10 protein-coding genes are annotated in these 16,838 nt (G+C 37.2%); 8 read left to right on the top strand and 2 right to left on the bottom strand.

What is annotated here, in order from left to right; all coding sequences use genetic code 11:
• Positions 1 to 39: 39 nt before the first annotated feature.
• Positions 40 to 2,502 carry a penicillin-binding protein 1A gene (locus AC23ME_RS12025; protein WP_487728014.1) on the bottom strand — a complete coding sequence of 821 codons (2,463 nt, stop codon included), beginning with the start codon at positions 2,500 to 2,502 and terminating at the stop codon, positions 40 to 42.
• 242 nt (positions 2,503 to 2,744) lie between these two features.
• Here AC23ME_RS12025 and AC23ME_RS12020 point away from each other — a divergent pair, with 242 nt between their 5' ends.
• The 3 genes from AC23ME_RS12020 to AC23ME_RS12010 all read left to right on the top strand — a co-directional run bounded on the left by AC23ME_RS12020 (position 2,745) and on the right by AC23ME_RS12010 (position 6,470).
• Positions 2,745 to 3,626, top strand: a complete 882-nt coding sequence (locus tag AC23ME_RS12020) for a polyphosphate kinase 2 family protein (protein ID WP_487728013.1) — start codon at positions 2,745 to 2,747, stop codon at positions 3,624 to 3,626.
• 324 nt (positions 3,627 to 3,950) lie between these two features.
• A complete protein-coding gene (locus tag AC23ME_RS12015) occupies positions 3,951 to 4,676 on the top strand; it encodes an RluA family pseudouridine synthase (RefSeq protein ID WP_487728012.1) in 726 nt (241 codons plus the stop codon).
• A gap of 15 nt (positions 4,677 to 4,691) precedes the next feature.
• Positions 4,692 to 6,470 carry a chloride channel protein gene (locus AC23ME_RS12010; RefSeq protein ID WP_487728011.1) on the top strand — a complete coding sequence of 593 codons (1,779 nt, stop codon included), beginning with the start codon at positions 4,692 to 4,694 and terminating at the stop codon, positions 6,468 to 6,470.
• A gap of 1 nt (position 6,471) precedes the next feature.
• On the opposite strand, the gene AC23ME_RS12005 is transcribed toward AC23ME_RS12010, so the two are convergent.
• The gene (locus tag AC23ME_RS12005; protein WP_487728010.1) at positions 6,472 to 8,550 is read right to left on the bottom strand and encodes a tetratricopeptide repeat-containing sensor histidine kinase; all 2,079 of its coding nucleotides are present in this window, start codon (positions 8,548 to 8,550) and stop codon (positions 6,472 to 6,474) included.
• A 186-nt stretch (positions 8,551 to 8,736) separates the two neighbouring features.
• Between AC23ME_RS12005 and AC23ME_RS12000 the strand changes: the two genes are divergently transcribed.
• The 5 genes from AC23ME_RS12000 (at position 8,737) to AC23ME_RS11980 (ending at position 16,828) form a co-directional block, all read left to right on the top strand.
• Positions 8,737 to 9,201, top strand: coding sequence for a pyrophosphohydrolase domain-containing protein (locus AC23ME_RS12000; RefSeq protein ID WP_487728009.1), 465 nt, complete (start codon positions 8,737 to 8,739; stop codon positions 9,199 to 9,201).
• Positions 9,202 to 9,223: 22 nt separating this feature from the next.
• The gene (locus AC23ME_RS11995; RefSeq protein ID WP_487728008.1) at positions 9,224 to 9,685 is read left to right on the top strand and encodes a MaoC family dehydratase; all 462 of its coding nucleotides are present in this window, start codon (positions 9,224 to 9,226) and stop codon (positions 9,683 to 9,685) included.
• Between the two features lie 121 nt (positions 9,686 to 9,806).
• A complete protein-coding gene (locus AC23ME_RS11990) occupies positions 9,807 to 11,720 on the top strand; it encodes a 7TM diverse intracellular signaling domain-containing protein (protein WP_487728007.1) in 1,914 nt (637 codons plus the stop codon).
• Positions 11,721 to 12,005: 285 nt separating this feature from the next.
• On the top strand, positions 12,006 to 15,179 hold the full coding sequence (locus AC23ME_RS11985; protein ID WP_487728006.1) for a SusC/RagA family TonB-linked outer membrane protein: 3,174 nt from the start codon (positions 12,006 to 12,008) through the stop codon (positions 15,177 to 15,179).
• An 11-nt stretch (positions 15,180 to 15,190) separates the two neighbouring features.
• Positions 15,191 to 16,828, top strand: a complete 1,638-nt coding sequence (locus tag AC23ME_RS11980; RefSeq protein WP_487728005.1) for a RagB/SusD family nutrient uptake outer membrane protein — start codon at positions 15,191 to 15,193, stop codon at positions 16,826 to 16,828.
• Positions 16,829 to 16,838: the final 10 nt, after the last annotated feature.

The raw sequence follows: 16,838 nt of genomic DNA, 5'->3' as shown, positions 1-16,838 counted from the left end.
AATTTAAGGCAATATCATATCTGGGAGCGTACGATTAGATTAGCCGTTGTTTTGCTTATTCTCTTTCTCTTTTTCTTTCTGTTCTCTTTTCTGCTTTCTCTTCAGTTCTCTTTCTTCTTTTCTAGTTAGTGGAACTGTTGGCGTGTTAGCCTCTTGTTTGGGTTGGGTTTCTGTAGTAGGTTTTTTCTCTTCTACTTTAGTGTTTGTAGGTTCTATCTTAATAGCTTCAGGAGGTTCGGCTAAAGACATGTCGATATCCAACGAATCTATCGATACAGAATCTGTATTTGTCGTATCTACCGGAGGTCGTGGAGTAGGGCAGTTGTAAGTACGGGTAATTTCTACCTTTGCTTTAGGGAACGGACCGTAAGTATAACCACTTAACGGATCTTTATAAACCTTCTCCATAAATTTAGCGAAAATTGGCAATGCAGTTCTAGAACCTTCACCTTGTTCGCCATTTTTGAAGTGAGCTGTACGTTCATCACAACCTACCCAAACGCCTGTAACCAAATCTTTTGTGATGCCCATATACCAAGCATCTACGTAATCTGATGAGGTTCCGGTTTTACCGCCAATTTGGTTACCTTTTTTAAACAAATCCCATTCCCATAATGCTTGCGAAGTACCTCTGGGTTCTTCCATGCTACCTCTAAACATATATAGCATTAGCCAAGCAATTTCTTCACTTAATGCACGTTTAAATTTCGGTGCAAATTCTTCGATGATATTATCGTTTCTGTCCGCAATTTTTTCTACTAATATCGGATCAACCTTGTTTCCTTCGTTTAAGAAAGTTCCATAAGCTTTTACCATTTCGTAAACCGTAACATCGTTAGAACCTAAACTAACAGAAGGAACAGATTCCAGTTTGCTGTCGATACCGCATTCGTGTGCCCATTTCACCACATTGTCCCAACCCACTTTTTCTGTAACCTGCGCAGTAACGGTATTTACAGATCGTCCCATTGCCCAACGCAATGACATATCCTGATAACTATAGCTCCAATCTGCGTTTTTTGGTTCCCAATATTTGGTTTCGCCTTTATCCTGGTAAGCAATACGAACAGGTTTATCGGTAAATTTATCACATGGGCTCATGCCGCTTTCTAACGCAGCTAAATAAGCAAATGGCTTAAAAGTAGAACCAGCTTGGCGTTTTGCTTGGTTTACGTGGTCGTATTTAAAGAATTTATGATCGATGCCACCAACCCAAACTTTAATCTTTCCAGTTTTAGGTTCCAAAGTCATCATACCGGTGTTTAAGATTTTACCGTAGTAACGGATAGAATCCATTGTAGAAAAAAGTGTATCTCTATCTCCTTTGTAAGAGAAGATTTTCATCTTTTTCTTTTTCTCGAAGTAAGCATCAACCGAGTCTGGTTGGTTAGGGAATTTCTTTTGTAGTAAAGCATAAATTGGTAAAGATTTCTTCGCTCTATCCGGATAATCTACCTTTTTACGTTCGCTGTCTTCCCACGGATCTTCATTTCCCCAAACACTGTAAAATCTGCGTTGTAGTACTCTCATTTGGTCTTTTACTGCATCTTCAGCAAAGCCTTGCAATTTAGAGTCTATAGTGGTGTAGATTTTTAAACCGTCTTCATAAAGGTCATAGTTATTCTCTTCACACCATTTTTCTAAATACTTATCAACTGCGGCTCTTAGGTAAGAGTCGCCATCACTACTCTCATCCTCTGTTCCAGTTTCTATGCCAATTGGAGTAGCTTTGTATTCGGTAAGATTTTCTTTTGAGAGATAATCGTACTTGTTCATTTGAGAAAGTACAACGTTTCTTCTTTCTAGCGATCGCTCCGGATTTTTGATTGGATTATAAGAAGTGGTAGCTTTCAACATCCCTACTAATAAGGCCGCTTGTGGTACACTTAGCTGGTTTGCTTGTTTATTAAAGTAGATGCGTGAAGCCGTTTTAATACCATAAGTGTTATTGCCAAATGACACCGTATTAAGGTACATTGTTAAAATATCATCCTTACTGTAGTTAGATTCTAGTTTAATGGCTGTCATCCACTCCTTTAGTTTGGGAATGATAGTTCTTACCAATGGGATTTTGCTCGTTAAACCAGATGATTTGTTGTAGCGTGTTCTGTATAGGTTTTTAGCTAACTGTTGTGTGATTGTACTGGCGCCACCTTCTTTTCCCATTCCAACAACTGCTCTGCCCAAAGCTTGAATATCTATACCTGTATGCTTATAAAAACGAACATCTTCGGTAGCTATTAGTGCATCTACCACATTTTTAGAAATGTCTTTAAATTCTACAGGCGTACGGTTCTCTTTAAAGTATCGGCCAATTAATTTGCCATCTGCGGTGTACAATTCCGAACCGACACGCTGCGATGGGCTTTTGATATCGGTATAAGAAGGAGAGTAGCCAAACAACCATAAAAAGTTGATTTGCAGCGCACAAAAAAATAAAATAATGAAATATATAAAAATGACAAGGTACCTAAGATATCTATTTTTAATTTCTTTAAACATGCTATAAAGATGTAAAAACCGTGAAAAATTATCTGTTAAATAGTGTTAAAACAAACAATACAAATTAACGTATTTAATTTACTTAATTTTAGTTCTATCTTTAAAAATATGCTAATCTGTATTTATAACCGATATTTAAAAGTAAAAATCTATTTATAAAACAGGGATATAGATATGATGACTATTGAGTTGACATTATTTATATCAAGCTATCATCATCCATTAAAAGACAAATAAAACCCATGAAAACGAACACAGAAAAGTACCTAGTAAAACCTGATAAAAAAGTAAAACTTAAAGATTTTGATACTGATTATAAAGGTCATTTGGATAAAGAAACAGGGAAAGGTGAATTGGAGCGAGTGAAGAAAGATTTATCTAAATACCAAGAGGTATTGTATGCTGGCAACAAAAATGCTGTTTTAATCATTTTTCAGGCGATGGATGCTGCTGGAAAGGATGGAGCAATTGAGCACGTGATGTCTGGACTTAATCCGCAGGGCTGCCAAGTTTATAGCTTTAAAACACCAAATGCAGAAGAATATGACCATGATTTCTTATGGCGACACTACAAAGCGCTGCCCGAACGTGGACGAATTGGTATACACAACCGTTCGCATTATGAAAACGTGTTGGTTTGTAAAGTGCATCCCGAATATGTATTGAGTGAAAACTTACCTAATCACAACACTGTTGATAAAATAGATAAGGACTTTTGGAAGCAGCGATATGAAAGCATTCGCAGTTTTGAAAAGCACTTGGTGGCAAATGGGACTACGATATTGAAGTTTTTTTTACATGTTTCTAAAGATGAGCAGAAACAGCGTTTTTTAGATAGGATAGAAGACCCTGCAAAGAATTGGAAATTTTCTTCTAGCGATATTAGCGAGCGAGCTTTGTGGGATGATTATATGGATGCTTACGAAGCTGCTTTGAGCGAAACTTCTACTGAGGATGCACCTTGGTACGTTATTCCTGCTGACAAAAAATGGTATACAAGATTAGCGGTCAGCCAAATTATTGCGGAGAAATTGGAAAGCTTGAAATTGGAGTTTCCTGTGTTGGCTAAAGAGGAGGCAGATAAGTTGGCGGGTTATAAAGAGTTGTTGCTTTCTGAGAATTAGCTTTTGTATTGATTTAACCACCTTAGACACCTAAGAACACATTAGTTTTTAAATGTATAAATCATCAGATGAACTAAGGTGTCTAAGGTGGTTTAAAAAGTTATGTAATTTACAGGTTTTGCAATTTAGACCTGATAGCAGCCAATACCGCCCGAGCATGGCTGTGGGAATGAGCGTAGGAAAGTGAGGGAGTAAAGGCGGATAGCAGGACTGCAATGACCGAAGAACCAGTGGTTTTGCGCTTCAAAAAATAGCTAATGTCAATTAAGCAGTCTATTTTCCTAAATGTATTCGTACTTTTGTGGCTTTAAATCGATTATCCTTTTGAAGTATCCTAATTTTAAAGACCTTATACTTTTTGAAAACGACGACTATATCGTTGTAAACAAACCTCCTTTTGTGGCTTCGTTAGATGAACGTGGTGCGGCTGGTGCTGGCGAAATCAATATTTTGCGTTTAGCTAGGCAATATACCGACGATGCACAGATTTGCCACAGGTTGGATAAAGAAACATCGGGTGCGATTGTGATTGCGAAAAATCCGGAAGCTTACCGTAATTTGTCGATACAGTTTGAGAAACGTAAAGTGAGCAAGATTTATCATGCGGTGGTTGATGGTCAGTTTCAATTTGATAACCTTTTTGTGGATTTACCAATCTTGAATGACGGTAATAAAAACGTAACCATAGACAGACAAGAAGGTAAAAGAGCGGAGACTTTTTTTACTTCCTTAAAATATTATAAGCATTACACTTTGGTAGAATGTAAGCCTGTGACGGGCAGAATGCACCAAATTCGTATTCACTTGGCTACACAACGTGCTGCCATTTGTGGCGATGTGATGTATCGTGGCAAACCTGTTTTTCTATCGAAAATTAAACGTGGTTATCGTTTAACCGACGAAGAAGAACAGCCAATTATGAAACGTTTTGCGCTTCATGCTAAGCAAATTACGTTTAAAGGTGTGGATGGTCAGGATATTTTTGTGGAAGCGCCTTACCCCAAAGACTTTGCAACGCTACTCAAATTGTTAGATAAGTTTGACGCATAATTAAAAAATAAGAAGATGTATATTAGGTTTGTAAGTTTTGTAGATCAGCTAAATAAGTATAGGCAAAGCAAAATTTCTAACCGAAACTTTCTGGTGTTTGCTGCAGTTTTTGTTGGCATTTTCGCAGGACTGGCAGCTTCATTGTTAAAAGGAATTACGCACTCCATTCAGCATTTCTTGCAGTCGGAATTACATTGGCAATACAAATACTACCTGTACCTTTTGTTTCCTGCTATTGGTATTTTGCTTTCGGTAATTTACGTGAAGCGATTTATTAGAAAAGGTAAATTTGAGATGGGTTTAACGCCGCTGTTGTATACTATTTCGAAGAAATCGAGCAGGGTAGAAGCGCACAATACTTACTCACAAATTATTACTGCTGCCATTACCGTTGGCTTTGGTGGTTCTACAGGTTTAGAAGCTCCAATTGCTACTTCGGGTGCTGCTATTGGCTCTAATGTTGGCAGGTTTTTAGGTTTAAGTTACCGAGAAATTACCTTGTTATTGGCCTGTGGTGCTGCCGCAGGTATTGCAGGCGCTTTTAACAGTCCAATTGCAGGTATTGTATTTGCAATTGAGATTTTATTGCCAGAGTTTTCGATCCCCGCATTTATTCCTTTGTTGCTTTCGGCAGCAACAGCTTCGGTGGTAGCCCGTTTGTTTTACAAAGAACAGCTCTTTTTCTTGGTGACCGAGGGTTGGGAAATGAAAGCACTATTGTTTTACGTTGTGCTTGCCGTGGTTATTGGTCTGTATTCGTTCTACTTCACAAAAGTGAACAAGCTGATTAAAGGCTCGTTCTATAAAATCAAAAATCCGTATTATAAAATTGTAGTTGGTGGTTTAATATTGGGAGTGTTGGTATTTCTGTTTCCAAGTTTATATGGCGAAGGTTACATTACTATAAACAGTTTGCTTAAAGGCGATCATACTGCAATTATTAGCAACAGCATTTTCTCGCAATTTAGTGATTTACCTTTTGTGGTGATTGTTTTTGCAGTGGTAACGTTGATGTTTAAATCTGTAGCTACGTTGGTAACTTTGGCTGCTGGAGGAAACGGTGGCACTTTTGCACCGAGTTTAATTATTGGTGGTTTGTTGGGTTTCGTTATTGCTTACACGGTTAATATTTTAGGAATTGCCGAACTAAATGTGGCCAATTTTATTGTGGCGGGTATGGCCGCTGCTTTAGGTGCAGTAATGCATGCGCCGTTAACAGGAATTTTTCTAATTGCAGAAATTACTGGCGGATATGTGTTGATGGTGCCATTAATGATTACTACAGCTATTGCCTATTTTATTAGCAGAAGTGCGAGTAAATATTCGATTTATACCAAACCGCTTGTAGATGCTGGTCATCTTTCACATCATGAAGATAAAGATACTACGGTATTAAATATGATGAGCCTGAAATCTTTGATAGAAAAAGATCAGCTCATTTTACTGGATACTGATGTTTTAAGCGATAGAATTTCTGATATTCTGAATTCAAAACGAAATGTAATTCCGGTGGTGAATAACGAACAAGTTTTTCAAGGTGTGGTTTATATTGAAACCATTTTATCACATCTTGCAGAAAAATCTACAGAGCGTATTCTTATTAGTGATATTACCGATATGCCAGCCGAAGTTGCTTCGTTAACCAACGATGTAAAAGAAGTTTTAAAGAAAATGGAACAAGAAAACCTTTGGGTTATGCCAGTGGTAGATTATTCTGGTTCTTACGTAGGTCTGGTGTCTAAAACAAATATCTTTAATAAGTATAGATCGATGTTAAGCCGTCAAGCAGACTAGCTTATTTTATCGGTAGCTCCACATAAAAGATTGTTCCGCCATCGGTATTATCTTCTAACCAAATTCTGCCATAGTGGTTTTCTATAATTTGCTTACTGATAGACAAACCAATGCCAAAAGGTTGTTCACCAGCGGTTCCTGGTCGTTTAGCGCTAGTAAACATTTCGAAAATCTTGGTTTTATCTTTATCTGGTATGCCTATACCTTGATCTACTATTTTTACACGAACCGATTTTTCTAGTCGCTCTAAAACCACCAAAATTTCTGTTTTGGGTAAGCTAAACTTAATTGCATTAACGATGAGGTTGTTAAATACCCTCCAAATTTTCTCCCGAGCAATAGAAACTATGGTTGGTCCGCTGCTGATAAAAATGATCTTTTGTTTCTTTTCATCCGCTTTGTATTGGAGCAGTTCGGTGCACTGCCTCAATAACTGCTGTAGATCGATGCTTTCTTTCTTCAGCACCTCGTTTTCTACCGCCAAACCAGAATTAAGCAATTGGTTAATCATTTCGATAGAATTTGCGCCAGAGCTTTCAATAAGGTGCAGCATTTCTTTGTCTTCCTCGGTAAAACGTTCTTCTTCTTCCAGCAATAGCGTAGCAATGCCTACCATACCACCAATTGGGTTTTTAAGGTCATGCGCCATAACTTTCATCATTTTTGCATAATCTTTATTTCTGTTTTCGAGGCTTAATAAAGCTTTCTCTAACTCCTTGTTGTTGGCTATGGTTTCTCGTTCGGCCTTTTTAGCTTGTTTTGCATTTTTAAGTACCAACCACACAATTACCAAAAGCATCATACCAAACAATACTGCTCCAATTAAATAAACAGTTTTACTTTGGTTTATTTTTTCGAGATATTGGAGTGTTTGCTGATCTTCCAAGTTTTTAAACGCCTGGTCTATATTAACCTTGCTAAGATCACTGTTTACTTTGCTTAAACTATCTAAGGTTACGTTGTATAGTTGTAGATTTTCGACAGCACTTTTGTAATTGCCTAGGCTGTATGCTAGATCGCTTTTAGCTTTATAAAGTTTTAAACTGTTTTCTAAAGATAGCTCTGGCTCTTGCTGAATTAGATCTTCGGTAATAACTAAAATTGAATCCGCTTTTTTGGTATCTGCTATACTACTATAAACCTTGGCGAGCTTAATATAAGCTGTAATTTTACTCAATTCGGCCGAGTGATTATTAATAGCAATACATTCTTCTAGGTAGTTTTTAGCTAATGAAAAGTTTCCTTTTTTTGCATAAAGACCTCCAATGTTGTCTAGGGCTACAATTTTCGCAGCCATTACCTGTCCTAAACTTACATCATTTTTTTTCTCCTGATTTAAAATGTACGCTAAATTCTTTTCATACAAATACAAGGCACTGTCTAATTTGTTGGCCCTCTCGTAAGAAAAACCAGCATTATTAAGTGCCGCCTGCGTGTAGTAAAATAAATTAGCCGGATCTACGTCTTTAGCAACTTGGATAGCATTGTATGAATCTAATTGATATTTTGCGGAAGTTGAAAATTTACCTTGCAAATAGTAGATTTGGGCAATTTTTGAGATAAAGTCGGCGTAATTTGTTGGATCTTTTTCTTTATCTATAAGGTTGCTAATCTTAAAGTAATAGGTTACTACTTTATCATATTGTTTAAAGTAGAGAAGTATATCACTTTTTAGCATTAAAGCTCTAATGTATTCTGTTTTGTTGTTGATTTTTGATTGCTCTTCCGCAAATAGACCAAGTAAGCTATCTGCGTAAATGTTCATTAACTGCTTACTAGGAAAAACTGTTTGTGATCTAAAAATATAGTAGTGAGTTAAACTTTTGATATCTGCAGAGGCAATCAAAGGCTTTAAAGAATCTAATGATTTTACAACCTTGGCTATTTCGCGATCTTTGTATAGGTTATCTACCTTTCTAAAATCACTAATAAATTTACTTTCTTTAACAGATTGGTTTTCGCTGTTACAACTCGCTAATACAACTATTACTAATATTGAAACTAGTGCGTTGGTGATTTTTCTTCTACTTGCGATTTGACGAATAAATGATCTAAGGGAAATAAGTTTGAAATTTTTCAATAATTAAGAGGTTATTTTATGAGGGTCTTCAAATTTATTAAAACTTTTAGGGATATTTTGTTTTGTGTTTGTAAAAAACTGATTTATTGTTAATTATAAATTTCTGTTAATTCTATTGTCTGGTGTTGATAATAAAATTTGTTATTCCCCTCGAAATATTAAACCTTAGCACTTTCTAATAAAAATATGGAAGATTTAAGTGCTTTAAGCCAAGTTGCAGAGTTTCATCAAACTTTTAAACACCCAATTGTAGCACAAGCGGCTATACCTTCAAAAGTAAGAAGTAAATTAAGAATAGATTTAATTGCCGAAGAGTTAAAAGAGCTTCAAGAAGCGGTTGATAATGATGATTTAATTGAAGTGGCAGATGCACTTTGTGATTTGCAGTATGTGCTGGCTGGAGCGGTGCTAGAGTTTGGTTTAGGCACAAAATTTAAGACTTTGTTTGATGAGGTGCATCGTTCTAATATGAGCAAAGCTTGTAAAACTATTGCCGAAGCAGAAGAAACTATAGCACATTACAAACAAAAAGACAATGTTGACGCTTACTTTAAGGAGGTAGAAGGATTGTTTTTAGTTTATCGTAAAGGCGATGATAAAACCTTGAAGTCTATAAACTACTCTCCAGCTGACCTAAAAGGAATATTATAAACACGATAACACACCAATATTTATGATCAAGATTAATAACCACGATGAATTTGCTGCGTATCTAGGTAAGGAGTTAGGTATCTCGTCATGGTATCAAATTACCCAAGAACAAATTAATAAATTTTCTGACGCTACCTTAGACCACCAATGGATACATACCGATCCGGAAAGGGCAGCTATCGACAGTCCATTTAAAAAAACGATAGCACACGGCTACCTTACCTTGTCATTACTCCCGTATTTGTGGCAACAAATTATTAAGATAGAAAATCTTAAAATGGAGATTAATTACGGAATTGAAAACTTAAAATTTGGTCAAGCAGTAACTGTTGACAGCGAAGTGCGCCTTGTAGCAAAGTTAAAATCTATCATTAACCTTAGAGGTATAACAAAAGTGGTTTTAGATGCTACTTTAGAAATTAAGGATCAATCTAAGCCTGCATTTACAGGCGACGTAGTTTTCCTGTATCACTTTATGAGTTAAATTTTCGAAAAAAGATACTGAATAGCCGATGTTTTATCGGCTATTTTTGTTTTTTGTACATATATTTAGCGTTACCAAATAGCATTTTCTTTTTCGAGCTAACCTTGTGATGTTAAAAATATTGCGTAGAACCTTACTCTTACTCGTTGTACTATGTGGCGCTATAGATGTAGCTGCACAAACAATAGTAGCTTTCAACGCTAAAAGTTACGAGCATATTTTTAAATCTAAAGAAGTTGTAACACTTGAAGATCCTACTGATAAGCTAACATTTGATGTGATATCAAGCCCTGCGTATCACGATAAGTTTATCAGCAATGTAGATTACTACCCAAAAAATTATAACCGCAGTTCTTCCTATTGGTACAGAATAAAAGTACGGTTCGACGAAGATCTAGAAAAAGCCAGTGTAATCGAGTTCTTCGATCAAATTACAGATCATATAGAAGCTTATTTCCCAAAAGGAGATGGTACCTATTCGCAGGCTAAATCTGGAGCAGATTTGGAATTCAAGCAGCGAATGTACCAGCATAAAAACTTTGAATTTCTAATTCAAAACCTAAAAAAAGGGGAGTATTATTATTATTTCAAGGTTAAATCTAAAGACAGGGTCAACGTAATTATTGTATTTAGAACCATAGAAAGGTTTATCCAATACGGTTTAACCGAATACCTTACCTATGGGCTGTTTTATGGAATGATTTTCATTTTCAGCTTCCATAATTTGTTAATGTATCTAGCGGTACGTAGAAGGCAATACCTCTATTACATCCTTTATATCATCAGTGTTGGACTTTATGAAGTTTCTGTAGATGGGATTGCTTACCAATATCTATGGCCAAAGCATCCTGTATGGAACGAATATGCTTATGGTATTGCATTGTTTTGCATCAGTTCTTTTGCACTTATTTTTACTAAAGAACTTTTGCACGTTAAACAAAAGGCACCTTTATTGTTCAAGATCATAAATGTTGTGCTCGTTTTACGACTTGCTTTTTTCTTGATATGCTTGTTCTATAATCCAGATTGGTTTAAGTATAAGTTTATAGAGTTTATACCGCTTTCTATCGGGTTCATTACGGGTATTTACATTTTTTGGAAGAAACGATATCGTCCTGCCCGTTTTTTTGTGGTTGGTTATACATTCTTGTTTTTAGGCTTCATTATTAAAATTGTTCACATTTTAGGCTATGCAAGGCATATTCCTGGCGCCTTGGGTTACTATAGCTTAAGCTTTGGTTTCTTATTAGAAATGATTTTCCTTTCGTTTGCTATCGGCGATCAGGTGCGTATTCTAAAACGTAAAAAGGAAAATGCACAGAAGCAAATTATCAAACAGATGCAGCTTAATGCCGAAATGAAAGATAATTTGAACAGACAGTTAGAAGCTAAGGTAGAAGAAAGGACATTAGAAGTTAAAAATCAGGCTGTAGCATTACAACAGCAGAATGATACCATTGAAAAACAAAATGACGAACTTCTTTCGAAAAACAATTTGCTGCAGGAACAGGCAGAAGAAATTTCACGGATGAATGTATTGCTTCAGAAAGATAACATCAACCTTAAAACAAATATAGAAAAGGTAACTGAAGCTAGAGTGAACGCCACAGAGTTAGATTTTGATGAGTTTAGTTTAAAATATCCTGATAAGGAGGCTTGCCATAAATTCTTAGCTGAACTGAAATGGGCGAGTGGCTACGCTTGTCTAAAATGCAACCATACCAATTACTGCAACGGCAAAGCACCTTATAATAGACGTTGTACCAAATGCGCTTACGAAGAATCTGTACTGCATCAAACCATTTTTGAAAATAACCGTATCCCTATTAATAAAGCGTTTTATTTGGTCTACCTAATGTATAATTCTAAGGGTACAATCTCCTCACACAAGCTATCTGAAAAGCTTGGAATTAGACAAAGTACTTGCTGGACGTACGCATCGAAGGTGAAAAAAGTGATGGAAGAACGTAAAAAGGATTTAAAAGGCACAGGTAAATCTGGCTGGAGTAAGTTGGTTCTTGAGAAAATAACTTAAAAAGCTTCAATTTTTCACGCTACGCAAACGTTTTCGTGTTTTTTTTATGATTTTTTTTGATGTGTTTTAAACGTATCAGCTCTAAAAATCTATTGATAACCATCTTACATTTAATCAGCTACTTATGCAATTTTAAACTTGCGATTGAAGCGTATTGAATTTTGTATAAATACTTAGTTTACAGTATTTTATGTTGTTTTTACGGTTGCGATTTACCTGTCGACTAGCCTATATTTACAATGTCGAATTTGTTCGGCGCTAACCAATAAAAGCCAAATTAACTGTATGAGTAAAATTCTATCAAAAAGGATTTTGCAGAAAATGATGTTTACACTGTTCTGGTGTCTCATTCTGCAATTAGATGTTTTCGCCTTTACAAACGGCAAAGTGTTATCATCAAACGCAATTAAATTATCTGTAGCAAGAGCAGATGTTTCTGGTGTAGTAAAAGATGATAAAGGAATTCCGTTGCCTGGTGTAGGCGTAAGAGTTAAAGGAACCCAACAAGCAACCAGCACCGACGCAGACGGACGATTTGTTTTAAAAAACGTACCTGCAAATGCAATTATTGTATTTACAAGCATCGGTTTTAAAGAAAGAGAATTAAGTCTGGATGGTAAAACCGTATTAAACGTAAGCTTGGAAGAAGATGCCAAAGGATTAAGTGAGGTTGTAGTTGTAGGATATGGTACGCAAAAGAAAGTAAACTTAACTGGTGCGGTAACCGCTATTAGTGGCGAAGATTTAAGAAACAGGCCGGTGCCTAATGCTACTGCGGCATTGCAAGGTCAAGTTCCAGGGGTAGTTGTTACAAGAAGTGGCGGACAGCCTGGGAAAGAAGGTTACAACTTGAGAATTAGAGGTACAAGCTCTATTAATGGTACAGGAGCCTTAGTTTTAGTTGATGGTATTCAGATGGATTTGAACTTAATTAATCCGGACGACATCGAAAGTATCTCTTTCTTGAAAGATGCAGCAGCAGCAGCTATTTACGGAGCTAGAGCAGCTGGCGGCGTGGTGTTGGTAACCACAAAATCGAGCACAAGTGGTAAAACTAGAATTAACCTTAATTCATTTTACAGTTTTAACATTACTGCACGCCAACCAGAGCGTTTAAACTCTTGGGATGAGCAGACTTTGATTGACGAAGCTCGTTTTAATGCTACTGGTGCTAGAGAATTCACACCCGAGCAAATAGAGTGGTTAAAAAATCCTAACTTCAACTATCGCCCAAACTTAACCTCTAACCGTTGGGAATATTTCGATAATACAGATTGGATTAAAGCGGGGATGAGCACTGTTAATCATTCTCAAAATCATTCTATTTCTGTAGGTGGCGGTACTAAAGAACTGAATTATTTATTGTCTACAGGTTTTCAAAATAGCGATGGTGTGTTGCGTTATGGTCCAGATGACAATTCTAGATACAACATCAAATTTAATTTGAACAGTAAGATCAATAAATACATTGACGCTAGTTTTATTGCGGGTTACATTGGACAGATTACCAACTCAAACTCGTTTTCTACCGGGCAAATTGTAAATGCACTTTACCGTGTGAGAACACGTCAATCCTTATACACCCCTGCGGAAGATACAACAGGCCAGCCATACAATGGTGATTTACAGATAAATCCAGTTGATATCCAGAAAAATGGTGGTTTTACTAAAGAAATGTACGAGAGTTTTACGGGAAAGATCGATTTGAAATTCAGAAACTTTATTAAAGGGTTACAAATCAATACAATTGCTTGGAGAAATCAAGATGCATTTAATTACGAACAAAATAGAAGGAGCTTGTACTGGTATGGCAGAAGTAATACGGAAGCACCACGTTTCACGGCAAACGTTCCTAACGGAATTACCATAACCAAAAACCGTGGTTACTATGATAACTTACAAACTACGGTAGATTATGATCTTCAACTTGCTGAAAAGCACAATTTCAAAATTATGGGTGGTGCTTCTTACGAGCAATACCGTAAAGACGAAGCTACAGCTGGTGCCATCGGTTTATATAGCAACGATACTTTCAGTTTAAACTTCTCCGATCCGTTGAATAAAACTGCAAGTGATAACGTTGAAACTTTTGCATTCGCTTCACTTTTCGGAAGGTTTAACTACAATTACTTAGAAAGATATTTGGTAGAAGCTACATTTCGTTACGATGGTAGTTCTAGGTTAGATCCTACAGCCCGTTGGACATTCTTTCCATCAGTTTCTGCTGGCTGGAGAATTAGTGAAGAAGGCTTCATCAAAGATAATATCAAACCTGTTTCAAACTTGAAAATTAGAGCTTCTTGGGGGCGTATGGGTAATGCTGTTGGTGGCGGTAATGGAAACTACGATTACATTCCTATCCTAGTTCCGGGCAACGCTCTTGTATTAAATGGTGTCAGAAGTAATTATTTCTACCAACAAGAGCTACCATCTATTGGGAAAACTTGGGAAACAGTGCAGTCTGCAAACTTAGGTTTAGATTTCGGTTTCTTTAAAGAAAAACTTACAGGTGCTTTCGAGGTGTATGAAAATCGCAACATCAACATGTTTGTTAACGTTAATTTACCATCTATTGTAGGGGTAGCGGTACCTAAAGTAAATGGTGGTACGCTGAAAAGCTGGGGCTGGGAAACTAATGTGAGGTGGAGAGATAAAGTTGGTGCGCTTGGTTACAATGTAGGCCTAAACTTTTCAGACAATCAGAACAAACTCATTAGTTTTAATGGCGCTAAACTTATTCCAGGCAATGGAGGAGTAATGCAGGGTATAGAGGGCTATCCGCTAAATTCTGTTTGGGGTTATAGAACTGGGGGAATTTTCCAAACCGATGCAGAAGCGGCAGCATATACAGCAAAAGTTGTTTATCCATTCTTTGCTAGTCCTAAAGCTGGTGATATTAAGTATCTTGATTTAAACGGCGATGGTGTAATTAACTCTGGAAAAAGTACACCTGATGATTCTGGTGACTTGGTTTACTTAGGTAACACTAGTGCAAGATATTCCTACGGTTTCGATCTAGGCTTAAACTGGAAAGGTTTTGATTTTTCTGTTGCTTTTCAGGGAACATTGAAAAGATCTTTCTTGATTGCTACAGAAACACTTTCGCCGCTAAATGGCACAGCAAATATGCCTTGGAGCATTCACATGGATAGATGGACGCCTGACAATCCGAACGCGTTTTTCCCGAGAATGTACCAAACTAGCGATCATAACTATAGACCATCTGACAGATGGGTGCAAAACGGTAGCTATATCCGATTAAAGAACCTGCAGTTAGGTTACAATATCCCATTCAACAAAAAATATGTTCAAAATGTAAGGGTATACTTCTCTGGACAAGATTTGTGGGAGAACACAAAGGTGATGAGTGTATTTGATCCAGAGGTGCCAAATGGTGTAAACTCACAAGCTTATCCGTTTTATAGAGCTTACGCATTTGGTTTAAACGTTACTTTTTAATTCAGCAAATCATGAACAGAAATAAGATAATAATTATACTTCTAGCACTTACGGTTTTAGCAAGCTGTACAAAGTTAGATAGAGTTCCGGAAACCAATTTTGCTGATACAGGCTACTGGAATACAGAAGCAGATCTTCAAAATGCAGCCAATAGATTGTATCAACAAATGGCTGGCCACGTTATTGATAATAGGGCAGATGACAACACTGGGCAAAATATTGATGCGGTAAGTACAGGTAATAGGGGCATTCCTGCAACTTCTGGCGATTGGAGTAATCCTTACCAAATGATTTTTACGGCCAACAACATTTTAGAAAAGGGCGGAACGGCTAAAGTGACCGATGCTGTTAGGAATCGCTACTTCGGCGAGGCCAGATTTTTCAGAGCTTATGCTTACACAATGCTTATCGAAAAGTATGGAGATGTGCCTTTGGTGTTAAGAACATTAGGAATTAACGACCCTGATTTAAAAATGCCAAGAACGGCAAGAGCCACGGTTGCGAAAACGATTTACGAAGATCTAGATTTCGCAGCAACTTGGTTGCCTACCAGAGCAGCTTTACCTGCGGCGCAATATGGCCGAATTACCAAAAGCACTGCCTGGGCTTTAAAGGCTCGTGTAGGTTTAATGGAAGGCACAACAGCTAAGTTTAACAATTCAACTGGTTGGCAAGATCATTTAAATATTGCCGTAGCTGCAGCAACATCGGTAATGGGACAAGGACATACTTTGTTTAACAGTTATTTAGGCGAGTTTACCCATGCAGGCGATGGAATGAGCAATACTGAAAATATCTTGATGAAGCAATATGCGCTTACCATTTTAACGCATAATACTTCTAGGGATTTAGAAAATGGAAGAATTGCGCCAACTAGAAACCTGATCCGCCAGTATTTGTATACAGATGGTTTGCCAGCTTGGAATTCAGATCAAACGCCAACAGCTACAAGGTCGACATTGTTTGTGCCAGAAGCCAATGAGACTAGTTACAACACCATTTTAGATAACCGAGATCCTCGTATAAATGCGTTGCTGTATCGTTCTGGAGAGCAATCTTATCAGCGCCCTTGGGTGCCTCAAACTGCTTTGGGGTCTAGAACAGCTTATGCAGGTAAAAAGGGCTTCGACGCTGCAGATTGGGCAACTAACAACAATGCTACCGTGCAGAAAAACCTGATCCGCTATGCGGAAGTACTGTTAATTTACGCAGAAGCTAAATACGAGCTTACGGAAAGCATATCTGACGCTGATTTAAATTTAACAGTGAATGCTTTACGCACCAGAGCTGGTTTTGCACCTAGATTAACTAATGCGTTTGTAACTGCTAACAATTTAAGTTTGAGGAATGAAATACGGAGAGAGCGTACTGTAGAATTAGCTTTAGAGGGATTTAGGTATGGCGACTTGATCCGCTGGAAAACTGCAGAAACTGTAATGGCTAAGCCGATATTGGGTGGAAAGTACATTGCTGCCGAATGGGTTGGCACAAATGCTTCTGCCTTGGTGCTAAATTCTGATGGTGTGTTGGTAGTAGAAGATGCTACTAAACGTAAATGGAACCCACTTCGTGATTATTTGTATCCAGTGCCATTAAATGAAATTGCATTGAGCGACAACAATGTAACACAAAATACGGGATGGCAATAATGACTTTAAT

This window comes from Pedobacter sp. T50_32 (genome assembly GCF_057652195.1).
This window is presented reverse-complemented; position numbering and strand designations above follow the sequence as displayed.

What these genes read in the sequence shown, in the direction of transcription:
- AC23ME_RS12025 (WP_487728014.1), bottom strand. Translation starts at nt 2,502, where the DNA reads ATGTTTAAAGAAATTAAAAATAGATATCTTAGGTACCTTGTCATTTTT.
- AC23ME_RS11995 (WP_487728008.1), top strand. Translation starts at nt 9,224, where the DNA reads ATGATCAAGATTAATAACCACGATGAATTTGCTGCGTATCTAGGTAAG.
- AC23ME_RS11985 (WP_487728006.1), top strand. Translation starts at nt 12,006, where the DNA reads ATGAGTAAAATTCTATCAAAAAGGATTTTGCAGAAAATGATGTTTACA.
- AC23ME_RS12010 (WP_487728011.1), top strand. Translation starts at nt 4,692, where the DNA reads ATGTATATTAGGTTTGTAAGTTTTGTAGATCAGCTAAATAAGTATAGG.
- AC23ME_RS12020 (WP_487728013.1), top strand. Translation starts at nt 2,745, where the DNA reads ATGAAAACGAACACAGAAAAGTACCTAGTAAAACCTGATAAAAAAGTA.
- AC23ME_RS11980 (WP_487728005.1), top strand. Translation starts at nt 15,191, where the DNA reads ATGAACAGAAATAAGATAATAATTATACTTCTAGCACTTACGGTTTTA.
- AC23ME_RS12000 (WP_487728009.1), top strand. Translation starts at nt 8,737, where the DNA reads ATGGAAGATTTAAGTGCTTTAAGCCAAGTTGCAGAGTTTCATCAAACT.